Source organism: Tissierellales bacterium, from assembly GCA_035301805.1.
In the GTDB taxonomy this organism is placed as follows: Bacteria; Bacillota; Clostridia; order Tissierellales; family DATGTQ01; genus DATGTQ01.
The window spans coordinates 1-15,891 of record DATGTQ010000087.1; the positions used below are offsets into that span (position 1 = coordinate 1).

At 30.5% G+C, this 15,891-nt stretch carries 18 protein-coding genes; 2 read left to right on the forward strand and 16 right to left on the reverse strand.

The features are described from left to right. The 15 genes from VK071_03980 to VK071_04050 all read right to left on the reverse strand — a co-directional run. A partial coding sequence (locus VK071_03980; protein ID HLR34472.1) for a transketolase family protein occupies positions 1-390 on the reverse strand: 390 nt, incomplete at its 3' end. Next, positions 383-1,210, reverse strand: coding sequence for a transketolase (locus VK071_03985; GenBank protein ID HLR34473.1), 828 nt, complete (start codon positions 1,208-1,210; stop codon positions 383-385). The genes VK071_03985 and VK071_03980, both read right to left, overlap by 8 nt. 11 nt (positions 1,211-1,221) lie before the next feature. After that, positions 1,222-2,079, reverse strand: coding sequence for a YitT family protein (locus VK071_03990; protein HLR34474.1), 858 nt, complete (start codon positions 2,077-2,079; stop codon positions 1,222-1,224). A 15-nt stretch (positions 2,080-2,094) separates the two neighbouring features. After that, entirely contained in the window at positions 2,095-2,820 is a 726-nt protein-coding gene (locus VK071_03995) for a WecB/TagA/CpsF family glycosyltransferase (GenBank protein HLR34475.1), read from the reverse strand. 4 nt (positions 2,821-2,824) lie between these two features. Continuing rightward, positions 2,825-4,153: an O-antigen ligase family protein gene (locus VK071_04000; GenBank protein ID HLR34476.1), complete on the reverse strand. Its 1,329-nt coding sequence runs from the start codon at positions 4,151-4,153 to the stop codon at positions 2,825-2,827. Further along, positions 4,144-4,698: a hypothetical protein gene (locus VK071_04005; protein HLR34477.1), complete on the reverse strand. Its 555-nt coding sequence runs from the start codon at positions 4,696-4,698 to the stop codon at positions 4,144-4,146. Before VK071_04005 ends, VK071_04000 begins: the two co-directional genes overlap by 10 nt. A gap of 17 nt (positions 4,699-4,715) precedes the next feature. After that, positions 4,716-5,198 (reverse strand): DUF4330 family protein, encoded by a 483-nt coding sequence (locus tag VK071_04010; protein ID HLR34478.1) that lies wholly within the window; start codon positions 5,196-5,198, stop codon positions 4,716-4,718. After that, positions 5,182-6,324, reverse strand: coding sequence for a glycosyltransferase family 4 protein (locus VK071_04015; GenBank protein ID HLR34479.1), 1,143 nt, complete (start codon positions 6,322-6,324; stop codon positions 5,182-5,184). The genes VK071_04010 and VK071_04015 overlap by 17 nt, the downstream gene beginning before the upstream one ends. A 274-nt stretch (positions 6,325-6,598) precedes the next feature. Beyond that, positions 6,599-6,955 (reverse strand): type II toxin-antitoxin system PemK/MazF family toxin, encoded by a 357-nt coding sequence (locus VK071_04020; GenBank protein HLR34480.1) that lies wholly within the window; start codon positions 6,953-6,955, stop codon positions 6,599-6,601. Then, positions 6,952-7,233: a ribbon-helix-helix protein, CopG family gene (locus VK071_04025; protein HLR34481.1), complete on the reverse strand. Its 282-nt coding sequence runs from the start codon at positions 7,231-7,233 to the stop codon at positions 6,952-6,954. Before VK071_04025 ends, VK071_04020 begins: the two co-directional genes overlap by 4 nt. 161 nt (positions 7,234-7,394) lie before the next feature. Further along, the gene (gene alr / locus VK071_04030; protein HLR34482.1) at positions 7,395-8,570 is read right to left on the reverse strand and encodes an alanine racemase; all 1,176 of its coding nucleotides are present in this window, start codon (positions 8,568-8,570) and stop codon (positions 7,395-7,397) included. Positions 8,571-8,588: 18 nt separating this feature from the next. Then, positions 8,589-9,860 carry an NAD(P)H-hydrate dehydratase gene (locus tag VK071_04035; GenBank protein ID HLR34483.1) on the reverse strand — a complete coding sequence of 424 codons (1,272 nt, stop codon included), beginning with the start codon at positions 9,858-9,860 and terminating at the stop codon, positions 8,589-8,591. Positions 9,861-10,062: 202 nt separating this feature from the next. Continuing rightward, positions 10,063-11,358: an amidohydrolase gene (locus tag VK071_04040; protein HLR34484.1), complete on the reverse strand. Its 1,296-nt coding sequence runs from the start codon at positions 11,356-11,358 to the stop codon at positions 10,063-10,065. Positions 11,359-11,446: 88 nt separating this feature from the next. Beyond that, positions 11,447-12,247 (reverse strand): M55 family metallopeptidase, encoded by an 801-nt coding sequence (locus VK071_04045; protein HLR34485.1) that lies wholly within the window; start codon positions 12,245-12,247, stop codon positions 11,447-11,449. A 90-nt stretch (positions 12,248-12,337) separates the two neighbouring features. Further along, positions 12,338-12,844, reverse strand: coding sequence for a hypothetical protein (locus VK071_04050; GenBank protein ID HLR34486.1), 507 nt, complete (start codon positions 12,842-12,844; stop codon positions 12,338-12,340). A gap of 444 nt (positions 12,845-13,288) precedes the next feature. Here VK071_04050 and VK071_04055 point away from each other — a divergent pair, with 444 nt between their 5' ends. Further along, complete coding sequence (locus VK071_04055; GenBank protein HLR34487.1) at positions 13,289-14,857, forward strand: FAD-dependent oxidoreductase; 1,569 nt, start codon at positions 13,289-13,291, stop codon at positions 14,855-14,857. A 118-nt stretch (positions 14,858-14,975) separates the two neighbouring features. On the opposite strand, the gene VK071_04060 is transcribed toward VK071_04055, so the two are convergent. Further along, positions 14,976-15,482 (reverse strand): iron dependent repressor, metal binding and dimerization domain protein, encoded by a 507-nt coding sequence (locus tag VK071_04060; GenBank protein ID HLR34488.1) that lies wholly within the window; start codon positions 15,480-15,482, stop codon positions 14,976-14,978. A 145-nt stretch (positions 15,483-15,627) separates the two neighbouring features. On the opposite strand from VK071_04060, the gene VK071_04065 reads away from it, so the two are divergent. Then, positions 15,628-15,891: a FeoA family protein gene (locus VK071_04065; GenBank protein ID HLR34489.1), complete on the forward strand. Its 264-nt coding sequence runs from the start codon at positions 15,628-15,630 to the stop codon at positions 15,889-15,891.

Genomic DNA, 15,891 nt, shown 5'->3' on the forward strand with positions numbered 1-15,891 from the left:
GGATCTCATAAGACTTAAATCTTCTAAGGCTTGGTGAGTAGCACCATCCTCTCCTACTGTTAATCCTGCATGGGTAGCTGCAACTTTAACATTTAATTTTGGGTAGCATATAGAATTTCTAATTATTTCATAACTCCTCCCTGTAGCAAAAACTGCAAAAGTACTAGCAAAAGGTATTTTACCGGTAGATGCTAAGCCTGCTGCTGTACCCATAAGGTTTTGTTCAGCTATACCTACATTGAAAAATCTATCTGGATAAGTTTCTTTAAATACTCCAGTTCTAGTAGACCCTGAAAGATCAGCATCTAATACAACTACATCTTTATTCTTTAGTCCTAATTCCTTTAAAGCTTCACCATAAGCATCTCTGGTCGACATCATCTTAACCATTTATTCCACCTCCTAGTTCTTCTAAAGCTTTTTCCTTTTCTTCTTCATTAGGAGCCTTTCCATGCCAACCTACTTGATTTTCCATAAAAGAGACACCTTTTCCTTTAATAGTCTTTGCCAAAATCATAGTAGGTTTATCTTTTGTATTTTTTGCTTCATCTATTGCATTAAATATTTCGTCAAAGTCATGACCATCAATAGTTATTACATGCCATCCAAAAGCTTTAAACTTTTCATCAATTGGCTCTATATTCATAATATCTTCATTCTTACCATCTATTTGCAATCCATTATGATCTAGAAACACTGTAAGATTATCTAATTTATAGTGAGCTGCAAACATGGCCATTTCCCATACAATACCTTCTTGGACTTCTCCATCTCCTACTAAGCCATATACTCTATAATCCTTCCTATCTAACTTTCCAGCTAAAGCCGTTCCACTAGCCGCAGAAATACCTTGTCCTAAGGATCCCGTAGTCATATCTACACCAGGTATATCTTTCATATCTGGGTGTCCTTGAAGCATAGAATTAATTTTTCTAAAGCTGTTTAACTCCTCTTTTGGAAAATACCCTCTTTCAGCTAAGGCAGAATAAAGAACTGGTGACCCATGTCCTTTAGATAATATAAATCTATCCCTCTCATCCCAATTTGGATTTTCTGGATCAACCTTCATTTCCTTAAAGTATAGGGCAGTAAGAATTTCACAGGCTGATAGCGAACCTCCTGGATGGCCAGATTGTGCTTCATAAAGCATATTAATTATATTAACTCTTAAATTATTGGCAATAGTTTTATACTCCTTATATTTATCCACAAATATCCCTCCTATATATTTTTTATTTCCTTAAATCCTTCACCTATAACTTCATGCATTTCCGTTACCATTATAAAGGCTTTTTCATCAATTACAGTTACTATTTCTTTTAACTTTGTAAACTGTGATCTATTTACAACACAAAGTAACATGTCTTTCTTTTCTTTTGTATACATACCCTTGCCTTTAAATAAGGTAACACTTCTGTTTAAGTCTTCTATTACTGCTTGACTTATTTCCTCTGGCTTTTCTGTAATAATTAAAAAAGCTTTCATATACCCTAAACCTTCTAAGATTAAATCAATTATTTTAGCTGTTAAATATAAAGATATTATTGAATACAAAGCAGTCTCTATTTTCTTATCTACTATTCCTGCTGCAACTACTACAACTAAATCTATTAACATCATAAAGGTTGCAATACTTAAACCTGGGAAAAATTTATTTAGTATTGAACCTGCCAAATCTGTCCCACCCGTAGTTCCTCCAAATTTAAACACAATACCTAAACCTACACCCATTATGACTCCACCAAATATAGCAGATAATAATAAATCTTTTGTCAACACTTCATAAGGCACATATTTTAGGAAGAAAGAAAGACCTACAGTAGCAAATAAAGTTTTAGCCCCAAAAGCCTTACCTAATATCATAATTCCAATTATAAACAAAGGAATATTAATAACCAAATTTGTTAAATACACTGGAAATCCTGTAACCTTTTTAAGAATAATTCCTATACCTGTAACTCCTCCTGGAGCAATAGTATTAGGCTCTAAGAAAAAATTCAAAGAAATTGCCATTAAAAATACTCCTGCTCCTATTCCAAAATAACAAATTATCGTCTTATACCACTTTTCTTTTGCCATTGTCTATGACTCCTTTTATTCCACTACATTTTTAGAAAAAATAACTTGCAGTATAAACTTAGGAATTACTATTTGTCTTTTTATTCTAGACGGCTCCTTAAGAAGCCTATAAAACCACTCCAAACCTAATTTTTGATAAATTTCGGGAGCTCTCTTAACTTTTCCAGCTAGTATATCCATTGTACCACCGTTACCAATAACTACCTTAGAATTTAACTTACCCTTATTTGTATCTATCCATACTTCTTGTTTTGGAAAACCTAAACCTACAAATAAAATATCAGGATTACTTTCATTTATCTTACTTATAATTTCTTTTTCTTCTTTAAAATAGCCATGTTGATAACCTGCTATTTTTACATTTGGATATTTTTTTACTATATTCTTTGCTGCTTCTTCAGATACTCCAGGCTTTCCTCCTAATAAGTATATACTTAATTTTTTCTTATTAGCTAATTCTATCATATTTATAGAGAGATCAAAGCCTGTAACTCTTTGTGGCAATGGCCTTTTCTTTATTTTTGCTGCATAAATAAGACCTATACCATCAGGTATTACTAAACTACCTTTATTAATTAATTTTTTTAGTCTTTCGTCCTCTTTAGCTTTCATGACTATTTCAGTATTTGGAGTGTAAATAGTTTTTAATTCATTTCCCTTTAAAAATTCTTCTACTAATTTTGTGGCCTCTTCTAAAGTAACTTTATCTATCATTACCCCAAATATTTTAATACTATTCATAAAATCACCTGCTTTTTGAAGTACGTATCATAACAGAAGCAAAAGACATTACAGTCCAAAATGTAATAATAATTCTAGGCATATAGAGAACATTGTCTGCCAAACCATGGACTAATAAAGCGGAAATTCCAGACAATACTCCAGCTAACATTATCTTTGTATATCTATCCTCTTCACTGGACAATTTCTTTATTCCAAATTTATAAAATAAAAATATTAATAAGGTAAATATTATAAATCCACCAATACCTAGCTCTACTAAAACTTCTAAATAAGTATTGTGTGAATGTTGCATACCCATAGTTGTTTTACTATCAAAAACCTGTTTAAATGGTAGATAACCAAAACCTACTCCAATCATCCAATTCTCTTTTATTATTTCTAATGTTACTTCCCATATTTTCAGCCTAGAAAAATTTGATGAATCAGTTAGTTTGCCAATAGTCATTATCCTATTCATAATAGATGGTGGAAGAAAATATAAGGATAATAAGACTAAAGGAATTGCTAAAAGCAACAATCTTTTTTCCACAAGAAATATAAAGAAAAATATACTAAATGCAAAGCCTACCCATCCACCTCTTGAATAAGTTAACAATAATCCTATAGTAAGTATTAAAGTAATGATTAAAAAGAAAATTTTCTTGGTAAATTTTCTTGTATCCCAGAATAAAGCTAAGGAAATTGGAATTATCATAATCAAATACTCTGCCATTATATTTGGATTCCCAAAGACAGAGAAAACTCTTGCTATTAAATCTGGATTACTAGCTTTATCTATCCAACCTTCTTCCATTGTTACACCAAATCTATGTTGAAATATCCCAAATAAAGATACTAGTGTAGCAGTAGCAACTATTGTTACAAGTACCATATTCAAATCTTTCTTATTCTTTATAGAATTTATTATTACAAAACTAAATCCAATAGATACCAAATGTATCGCTAAATCCCGAAAACTGCCAACTGGATCTATAGAAGTTATAGTAGCTATAATTATAATTAAAACATATAAAGCTATAGGTACATCAATAGGGTGTTTAGTTAAAACATTTCCCTTATTATAACTATCTTTAACAAATTTATTATATAAAAATGCGGCCATTACAAAAATCATAAAAATTAAAGAAAGCATATCAGGTAAATAAGGCAGTGCAAAGATACTAGCCATTATCCCAAATTTTACATCGTATAGTGTCACAATTGCTACAGCAAACCCTAAAAATATGGCTATAAAATAATTTAAAGGCAATTTAAAATATAATAATGAAAATAATACTCCAAATACTAAGGGGATAATTAGAAACTTTTTATTTGACGTATTTACCACCACTTTTCCCCTCCATCTTCTGTATTAAATATATCTTTAATAAATTTTACCGTAAAACTATTATCTAAAATATATTTGTAATTTTGACTAAATCTCATACCAACTATAGCTAAAAAAACAATAGCCGCAAAAATAATATTTAGCTTTGTTTTTAAATTCCCTTTTAATACATTTATAAATAAGGTAGTTATTCCAAAACTTAATAATGAAATATATAAAGTATTTATTATATTTTCTCCTCTACCAAATAAGTTATTAAAGGCATTTAAAAAAAAGCTTCCTGACTTATATTTTAATACAAATTTATTTATCCTTTTAATAAAAGACTGTAATAAATCTATAAATTTACAATATAATTTATAAATTAACCCTTCTCTAACAAAGTTATTATCTGATACAAATAAATTCATTATAATAGAACCTTTGGAAATATACTTAAAGCCTTTAGATATAAAATCGACAATCTTCTTAAAAAAGCTTCTTTCATAATCTTTTTCTATACTACGCCATATCTTTGATAATACATTTAAAGTTACACTATTATACATCTTATCACCTCTAGGCTCTACTGAACTTCTACACCAAAAACAGTTCCAGATGCTGTTGTTTTTTTAGCCTTTACTTTATACTTTACACCTATTCTCACTTCTTCTCCACCAACAATTATAACTTCTGAGGTTTCTGTTACATCTGCCATTACAGTTAAAGTTGCAACATATTTATCTGGTACTTCTTTGGAATGCCATTTACCTCCAGATAATATGTTTTTTGTATAAGGTTTTACATCTATATCGATAATTTCACCTATTAAACTATCCTTATCTTGAAAATATAAATTTTGTCCCGTATCAAAACCATCAGCTATTGGTTTTTTTACATCTGATATTTCAATGGTTATTAATGCCTTACCTTTTTCACCTACTACTTCCGGCTTGGCTTTTGCCCTTTTAACACCACCACCAACGATCAATACAAGTATGATTATAACTATTAAATCAATTATATTTATTACACCAAATAATTTTCCTTTTTCATTTATTATTTTCATGGCTATTCCTCCTTGTTTCAACAATTTTCTTATATATATTAAAATGTTCTTGCCCCATTTTTTTGGAAGAAAATTTTTCGTTGACAGTTCTATATAGATTATCTCCCATTACTTTCATGCTAGGTTTATTTTCAAGAAATAATAAAATATATTGAACTAATTCTTCTACAGCACCAACTTCTATTAGATAACCATTATAACCATCTTTTAATAAATCTCCTATTCCACCTACTTTTGTACTAATAACTGGCTTTTTTAATTTTGCTCCTTCTAGTATAACATAAGGAAAGCTTTCACTTAAGGAAGTTAAAATATTTACATCTATAGCATTAAAAAAGGAATATTGGTCTTCTACAAAATCTAGAAAATAAATATTTTCCTCTAGGCCTAATTCCTTAACCATTTCTTTTAATCTTACCTCATCATTACCTGTTCCCGCAATTAAAAACAAGACATCTTTCCTATCCTTAAGTACTAAATTTGCCGCCTCTATAAAAGTCTCATGACCTTTCACTAAATCTAGTCTTCCAATTATTCCAAATATGGTTTTACCTTTCCCATCTATACCATATCTATTTAAAAACTCATTCTTAGGCATAAAAAAAATCTCATTATCCATATCAATTCCATTGTATATGGTAAATATCTTTTCTTCTTTAAATCCTCTACTTATAAGCATATTTCTAAAATTATTTGAAATAGCAATATAATAGTCAAACTTCTTTAAGGCCAAGGTATTTATTTTTGTAAAGATAATTTTCTTATAAAAATTATCTTTAAAATCTAGTTCATAATCACTATGTATAGTCGTAATAAAAGGTAAATTTATTTTTCGCTTTAATAATACGCCTATAAAATTAGCCCTAGCACCATGGCAATGAATTATATCATAGCCTTCCTTGTCAACTTTCTTTTTAAGTTTGGATACAATAGACATATCATATCTTTTTTCCTGCTCTAATACTTCTATATTTATACCTGCTTTTTTTACATCATAATAAAAACTTTCCTTAGTAAAACATACAATTTTAGTTTCTAATTTTTCCTGTAAAGCTCTTAATAAGAAAATAATATGTGTTTTTGCACCGCCTGTATCACCGCCACTAATTAAATGAAGTACTTTCATAATAACTTGCTCTCAGTAGGAGCCTCCCCCTTTCTAAGTAAAAAAGTCTTTTCTAATATGCTTTAATATTATACCATAAGAAATTTTATTCTACATAAAATTATGTAATTAATTATAATTTATTATTACAATTATTCCCTCAAAAATGCTTTATTATAAAAATAGTTCAAAAAACTAAAAAACAAGCATAAATTTATGCTTGTTTTTAGTTTTAAGTATATGTAAGTTAAATTCCAATTTAAAACTATGTATTAATTTTTACCCTATTTCTATTTTATAAATCTACTAGTCCTAAACTTATTTTTAAACATTCATCTACTTTTTTCATCATTTCATCATTAAATCTGCCTATTTTTTCTCTAAGTCTTTTTTTATCTATAGTTCTAATTTGTTCAAGTAAAACTACCGAGTCCTTAGGAAGTCCGTACTCCGGAGCCGTTATCTCTACATGGGTAGGAAGTTTGGCCTTGTTTATCTGAGAGGTAATAGCCCCAATAATGATAGTGGGGCTGTACTTGTTCCCAATATCATTTTGGATCACAAGCACAGGCCTAACGCCACCTTGTTCCGAACCTATGACAGGACTTAAGTCGGCATAAAATATATCTCCTCTTTTTACATTTACATTCACATTTTTTCACTTCCTGTCAATTTCGCTTCATAAATATCTAATTCAACCATATCTTGCTCAAAACCCATTTCTGCTAATGATAAATTAATCTGACTCATTTCTTTATACCCATTTTTTAATTCTTCACACATCTCCACTTTTCTCTTCTCCCTTATATATAATTTCATTGCTTCTCTAATAAATTCACTTCTATTCTTTTCTTCCATGGAAACAATAAAATCAACTTCTTCCAGTAAGCTATCAGGCAAACTAACCATAATCCTTTTTGTTTCAGCCATGAACGCACCCCCAAGCCAAAATTACCCCTCACCCATTCTAGGTTAAAGAGTATACAAGTAGAGCTTTTATAAAACATTTTTAAAATAAATGTCTATACCCATTATTACACCTAATAAAACATATGTCAATACTTGAAAATTAAAAACAAAAACATAATAGTTTAATCTATTAGATAATCTACTACTTTAACTGTTTTTCCATTTCTTTTATAAATTCTTGGAATTCGTCTTCCTACCATACAAACTATTTCATAATTAATAGTACCTATTTTTTTTGCCACTTCTTCTATAGGCATATAACTATTATTCTCACCACCAAAAATAATTACTTCATCTCCAATATTTACATTATTGACACCTGTTAAGTCTATCATACATTGATCCATACATATAGTCCCAATTACTGGTACTCTTTTCCCTTTTACTATAACTTCTGCCTTATGAGATAAGATTCTTGTAAAACCATCTGCATATCCAATAGGAATCGTTCCTATTACACTTTCCCTTTTCGTTATAAATGTGTGTCCATAACTAATTCCCGTATTTTTAGATATCTTTTTTATATTAGATATTCGGGCTTTGAGCGTCATAGCAGGCTTTAACTTAATTCTTTCTTTATTAACTTCATTTGATGGATAAAGACCATAATTTATAATTCCCGGTCTTACCATATCTAAATTGTATTCTGGTAAATCTATTATTCCTGCACTATTTGATACATGCTTTATAGGTATATTTATCCCAAGTTTTTCAATTTCATTAATCACCTTATTAAATCTTTCAAATTGTTTCCTTGTAAAAGACTTATCCTTTTCATCAGCTTTAGCAAAGTGGGTGAATATTCCCTCAACCCGTAAATTAGATAAATCATTAATCATTTCTATTTCTTTAATAATTTCTTCTTTAGATAAAAACCCTATACGCCCCATCCCTGTATCTATCTTTATGTGTACACTTGCTATTTTATTATTTTTTCTAGCTATTTCTGATAAATTTTTAGCACTTTTATAATTAAAAACTGTTTCTATAAGGTTCCACTTAATAGTTAATTCATGTTGACTATTAGGTGTAGCACCAAGAATTAATATAGGTACTTCTATTCCTGCCTTCCTCAATTCTATTCCTTCTTCTACTGTAGCCACTGCTAATCTATCAGCCCCATTTTTTAGGAAAACCCTTGCAGCCTCTATAGACCCATGACCATAAGCATCTGCCTTTACTACTGCTATTACCAAAGCATTATCATCAGTATTATAGCGAATCTCCCTCATATTATAGGCTAAATTATCAATATTTATTTCTGCCCAAACAGGTCTAATCCCTTCAAATTTGTCCATTTCTGTCCCCCTTTGTCATTAGTAACAACCTTCAATTAATTTTAAACTACTAGGTATATAATTTAATATATCAGTAGCTGTCATAGCATACTCACCATATTCTAGCTTTGCTAAATCTCCAGCCAATCCATGTAAATATACTCCTAATTTGGCAGCAGTTAAAGCCCCTATTCCTTGCCCTAGAAAACTTGCTATCATTCCCGTTAGAACATCTCCACTACCTGCTGTAGCCATACCTGGATTACCAGTATTATTAATGTATATATCTCCATCTCCATTAGCAACAATAGTATTGGCACCTTTAAGCACAGTTATTATATTATATTTTTCAGATATTATTTTAGAATATTTAATTCTATTTTCTTGTATTTTTTTAGTTGGAATTTTTAATAACCTGGAAAGTTCTCCAGGATGAGGTGTTATAATAGTAGTTTCTTCCCTTTCTAAAAATATATTAGGATCCTGGGAAACACAATTTAAACCATCTGCATCCAAGACTATAGGTCTTTCTATGGTCCTAAGCATTTCGTGGACTACTTTTATAGTCTCTTTATTTGTTCCTATACCAGGCCCTAGGGCTATTACATCTAGATTTTTAATGTTATTTTTTATTTCATCTATAGAATCATAGATAAAATAGCCTTTATCTTTGTCACTTATTGGTTTTAATATAATTTCTGTTAATTTTATAGAAAGAATAGTACTTAATTCTTCAGGTACTATTCCATATACTAAGCCACTACCACATCTTAAAGCTGACATAGATGATAAAGCACAAGCCCCTGTCATACCAGTACTACCTGCCATTATACCTACCTTCCCATAAGTCCCCTTATGAGAATCTTTTTTTCGTTCTGGTAGGACTTTTGAAAAATACTCTAATTTAGTTTTATCAATATCCAGTCCTTTAGAATGATTATTTTCACCTATTGCAATAGCAATACCAAAGTCTCGTTCATGACTAATAGATAAATGGACTACGCCTATGCTTAATATTTTTGAAACTTTCATTGCTTCTCCCTGTAATCTTACATAAGGCCTACCTTTTTTATTATGAAGTATTTCTATCTCCTTCCAACTTATTTTTCCTATTCCTGTCCCTAATACCTTACTTATTGCTTCTTTTGCTGCAAACATACCCCCAATAGTTTCAGGATTCTTATTCTTCTCAGATATGTATTTCTTTTCTTCTTCAGTAAATACTTTATTTAAAAATTGTTGGTCCTTTTCTGCAAGTATCCTCTTTATTCTATTAATTTTTACTATATCTATACCAGTACTTATAATCATAAAACTCTCCTCTTTCCTATATATATAAATTATATCTGATTTTCTTTTTATTTTCCACTGTGTGTAAATTAATATTGTACACTATAAAAAACTGATGACCTAAGATCTTAGGTCATCAGTTTTACATTATATTTAAATATTAAATTATTTAATTTTTCTATAGCTAACTTTAAATTTTCAAAGGGTTTCAAATAACCTTTATCTATCTGTTTACAAGATCTTTACCAATCTTTTCTGTTTCAAATATTATCCTTTCCTCATCTACAGTTTTAATATAATAGTCTTCCATTATAATTCTTCCATTAACTATTACTGTTTCTACATCGGAAGCTTGGGCTGAATAAGCCAAAGCTGATACTATATTGTGTATTGGATAGAAATGTGGTTTGTCCATATCTACTAAAATTAAATCTGCTTTTTTACCTACTTCTAAAGAACCTATTTCGTCATCCCAAAATAGAGCCTTTCCTCCATTTATAGTGGCCATTTCTAATGCTTTAATAGCTGGTATAGAAGTAGCATTTTTATTTACGGCTTTATTAATTATTGATGCTAAATGCATTTCTTCAAACATATTTAAATTATTATTACTTGAAGAACCATCAGTTCCTAAGGCTACATTTACGCCTTTATTTAACATTTCTTCTACTGGTGCAAAGCCACTGGCTAATTTTAAATTACTTGTTGGATTGTTTACTACTTGTACATTATTTTTCTTAAGTATTTCAATATCCTCACTAGATACATGGACACAATGAGCTGCCAATGTAGGGCGCTTAAATAAGCCTAAATCATAAACATGTTTTATTGGTGATTTTTCATGTTCTTCAAAGCTATCATCCACTTCTTTTTTTGTTTCTGAAAGATGTATATGTATTCCAGCATTTAATTCATCGGCTAAAGCTATTAATTCTTTAAGATAATCTGGACTACATGTATAAGGTGCATGAGGTGCCACCATTACTTTTATTCTATTATTTGCTTTTCCATGCCAATTTTTATATAAGTCCCTTGTATATTCTATTTTTTCTTTATTTAATTTTTCATCATCTTCTTCTATCGTTCCTCTAGATAGTACACCTCTAATACCTGATTCTTCTATAGCCTTTCCTACTTCCTCCATAAAAAAATACATATCGGCAAAACAAGTTATACCAGACCTTATCATTTCAACAATACTAAGCATGGAACCCCAATATACATCTTTCCCTATTAACTTTGCTTCTACAGGCCATATTTTTTGTGTTAGCCAATCATGTAATGGTAAATCATCGGCATAGTTTCTTAAAAGAGACATACCTATATGAGTATGCCCATTTATTAAACCAGGAAGAGCTACCTTCCTTTTTCCATCAATTACCTTATCAACCCTAAATTCTTCTTTTAATTCTCCTATATACTTTATCTCATTTCCTTCAATATAAATATTTGTATCCTTAATAGGTTCTCTTTCTTCCCCCATAGTTAAAACAGTAATGTCTTTAATTAAAGTATTCATTAAAATCCTCCCCTCTGAGTCAGTGGGGACGGTCCTAAGTGGCTCACAAAGTGAGTCACTTAGGACCGCCCCTCTTGACTCACTTCTGTTAAACAAGAAACATTCTTGCTCTTAAAATTTCAAAATAATCCTTTGAATAGAATTTTACTTTCTTAGGTCCTATTAATTTTGCTCCAGGATAAAAAGAAGATTCGTAAGCTATTCCCTGTGCCACATATGACATTTCTAAGTTAAACCCTTCTGGTAAAGTAATTTTATTTTTAGATAAATCTCCTTTTAAAGATTCTTCTACACCTTCCTCTATTAATTCTATAGCTAAATCTGGATGAATACTTATAGTAGAATTACCTACCCCTTCACTAACTGCCACAGTTTTAATATTTTCATTTATATTCTTTGCATGTTCACATATTCCCTTATCTCCACTTATAAATACTACTGGAACCTCTACATAGGCTGCTGCATAGCTATTAAGTAAAAATTCACTTGCATATTCCCCATTTATTTTTATATTGTCTACCCTTGAATCATTAATAGTATGGGCCAATGGACTATAATTAGAGCCACCCCATGCATGATAACCAATATAAATAACTGCATCAAAAGTCTTATCTAATTCTTGTACCATACCAAAGGGATGCCCACTCCATCCTCTAATTAGCTTTGTATTCTCAGGCAGCTCTGAAGCATCAATATTTCTCCCAGAACCATGGGCATCCCTTATCCATATTTCATCTGCCCCAGCCCTATTAGCCCCATTACAAGCCGCTTTCACTTCTTTAGTCATTTGTTCTGCAAAATAACTATACTCATTACTAGACTTACTAGCTTCGCTCCAGTCGGTAATTCCCGCTACACCTTCAATATCTGCACTTATAAAAACTTTCATATAATCCCCCTTTCGCGAATCAGTGGGGACGGTCCTTGCTGCCCCGCTTTGTGAGTCCCTAAGGACCGTTCCCACTAACTCACTAGCTTATTATAATTTTCCACTAACTATTTTTTCTTCATCGTCAGATATGAAACGTTGACTATAAATAGTCCTGCAAACTTCCATATCAATATCATAGTCTTCCAAGTTCCCTAATTGGGCTAAAAAAATTGAACCTTCTAATGCATTAAGTACAATTTTGAAACCTGAATATGTTTTTAAAACTCTTTTATTTAATTCATATAATTCTTTTAACTCATCTTGAGAAAAATACTCAGATAATTCAAAGAAACCTTGTTCCATGAGAACTTTATATTTATCCATTTTCCTAAGTATATCTTTATCTTTCAAAGTATATGCAGATATCATTAATAAGGTATCATCAATAGTATTTTTTACTGTAGGCACCCAGACACAACCTTTTGTATCGTCTTCACCTCTTAAAATTAATGACAATCTGCCATTTTCTGATAAATACACTCTATGCTCCGGCAGTATTCCTCCATGATGTAAATGAGCATTTCCAATTAATACTTCCCCCGTATAAGTAGCCATATTTTTTCTCCTTTCATCCTTATATTATTATTACACTGTATATTTTTCTATATACTGTTTAACTTAGGATGTATCTAGAAATTAAAATCTATACTAATATTTATATATCCTAAATATTGTTGTTTAAAATATATACTGTTAATAAAGAGAAAAGCAATACTATTCCCCTGCTCCCTACTCCTATACTATTATATATACTTAGTCATATAGATTCTTAGACTTTTAATTTCTTTATATCTATATCACATTCTCTATAAAATTGACCTGAATATTTTGCTCTCTGTTATTCTAGTAAATGTATTATATCATAATAGAATGCTTATGTATCTAAAAAATAATCTTTGAAGAATAGCTTTTTTTATTTAAATTCAACATAAATTTTGAATATTTTATACTATATAAGTAAAAAATAGGTTTGTAGAAATTTATATATGGAGGAACAGTATGAATATTGACGAACAAAAAAAATTTAAAGATTTACCAAAGTCCTATTGGTTAGCCTCTACAGATTCCACGAATTACCCAACATTAAATGAAGATATTGATGTGGATATAGTTATAGTCGGCGGTGGTTTAGTGGGAATTACATCTGCATATTTATTACAAAAAGAAGGTTTGAAAATAGCAGTTCTCGAATCCAATCATATTTGCCAAGGCACTACAGCACATACAACAGCAAAAATTACGTCCCAACACGGACTTATTTATGATAAAATTCAAAGACAAATGGGAATAGAACTAGCTAAACAATATGCAGAGGCCAATGAATCTGCAATCCATGAGTTCAAAAAAATTGCCAATGACAATAATATTGACTGTGATTATGTTCCTCAATCATCCTTCGTATATACACAACAGGAGAAATATATTCAAGATATTGAAGATGAAATTAAAGCAGCATCAAATCTAGGGATTAAAGCTTCCTATGTAGAAGAAATATCCTTCCCAATGGCTATCAAAGGAGCTGTTCGATTTGATAATCAAGCTCAATTTCATCCTCGTAATTATTTACTAGGTCTTGCAAAGAATATTCATACTCATGGCGTGGATATTTTCGAAAAAAGTAAGGCTGTAGATATTGAACATAATGACAATTATTATATAGTTACAACTGCCCAAGGAAAAAAGGTAAACGCTAAAAAAGTTATTATTGCATCCCACTACCCTTTTTACAATAAACATGGGGGCTATTTTACAAAAATTTATCCTGAAAGATCTTACATTATAGGAATTAAAGCAAAAGAAAAGTTCCCAGGTGGAATGTATATAAATGTAGAAACTCCAGCTCGTTCTCTTCGTCATCAAAGCACTCAAGAAGGTGAACTTATATTAGTTGTAGGTGAGCATCACAAAACTGGCCAAAGTGACGATACCAATAAACACTATCAGGCATTAATAGATTTTGCAAATAATATCTTTACTGTAGAAGATATTCCTTACAGATGGTCTACTCAAGATTGTATGACTTTAGATGGAATTCCCTATGTAGGGAATTATACTGCTAATACATCTAATATGTATATTGCCACTGGCTTTGGAAAATGGGGTATGACAAATAGTATGGCCTCTGCCATGATCCTTAGAGATTTAATAATTAAAGGTGAAAGTCCATGGCAAGATATCTATAACCCATCCCGAAAAACAATTATCGCCTCCGCTAAAAACTTTATTGCAGAAAACTTCAATGTTGCCGAACAACTTTTAGATGGAAAACTTTCTTCATTACCTGATAACATAGATGTTCAACCTGGAGAAGGAAAAATTGTAAAAATAGATGGTAAAAGAGTTGGGGCCTATAGAAATGAGGAAGGAATCCTTCATTTAGTAAATACAACATGCACCCATATGGGTTGCGAATTGAACTGGAATTCTGCAGAAAGATCCTGGGACTGTCCTTGCCATGGTTCAAGATTTTCCTATGAGGGAGAAGTAATAGAAGGTCCGGCAATAAAACCTCTAAGAGTCGGTAATGATGTAAATACTATCGAAAAATTATTCAAGGATGATTTTTAAGAGACGGGGCAAGGGTTAATAGCCCCTTCTCTACTTAGATTCTTGATCTTATTGGAGCACAATCTAGCATACTTATTTCAGGCACTCTAGATATTTTAATTAGATACTGTAGAAAATCTCAAAGTGGAAAATCAAAATAATCCATATTTTTATTAAACTTTGCCCTAAAATCTTCAAACTCCATCATTATACTAGGATTATCCAATAAAAATTTGTTTAATATATATATTTTTTGTAAAGTATTAATACTTACATTATGTTCTATCATTTCTGTATCCTTAAGTCTAGTCTCTTCTATTCCAATATTCTTTAAAAATTCATCTATAATATTATGTCTTTTTAAAAGAAATCCACCTACTTTTTTACCACCTTCTGTTAGTTGAATTATACCGTACTTCTGATAGTCTACCATATCTAAGCTACTTAGTTTCTGAACTGTCTTAGTTGCTGACGATGGACGAACATTCAACTTTTTTGCCAATTGATTCATCCGTACATAGCCTTCTTTTTTACATATTCGATAAATCATTTCTAAATAATCTTCCATACTGGAAGTTAGTAACTTTTTTTCCGCCTCTATCATTTTATAACCACGAACTGTATAAAACTCATTTCTATTTTTCAATATTCCACTCCCTTAAACTTTATTTTTTAATGTAACAGATATAATCATTAGTGCATATCTTAATTATTAGTTATAACTAATAATGTTTCCCATAGCTAACTTATGAAATAAAACCATAAAAAATTAATAAAATGGAGGTTTTCATATGAGTGAAAATTTACTTACATTAGATCAATTACCTATTGGTTCCTTTGGTAAAGTCAAAGAACTTATTGTCTATGGCCCTATTCGTAGAAGAATGCTGGACTTAGGACTTATTAACGGCACTATTGTAAAATCATTGAAAAAAAGTCCAGCAGGGGACCCTATAGCATATGAAATTAGGGGAACTGTCATTGCATTACGTTCAGAAGAAGCATCACAAATTTTCGTTGAACAAATTCAACAAAATGAAGAAGGAGGGTGTTAA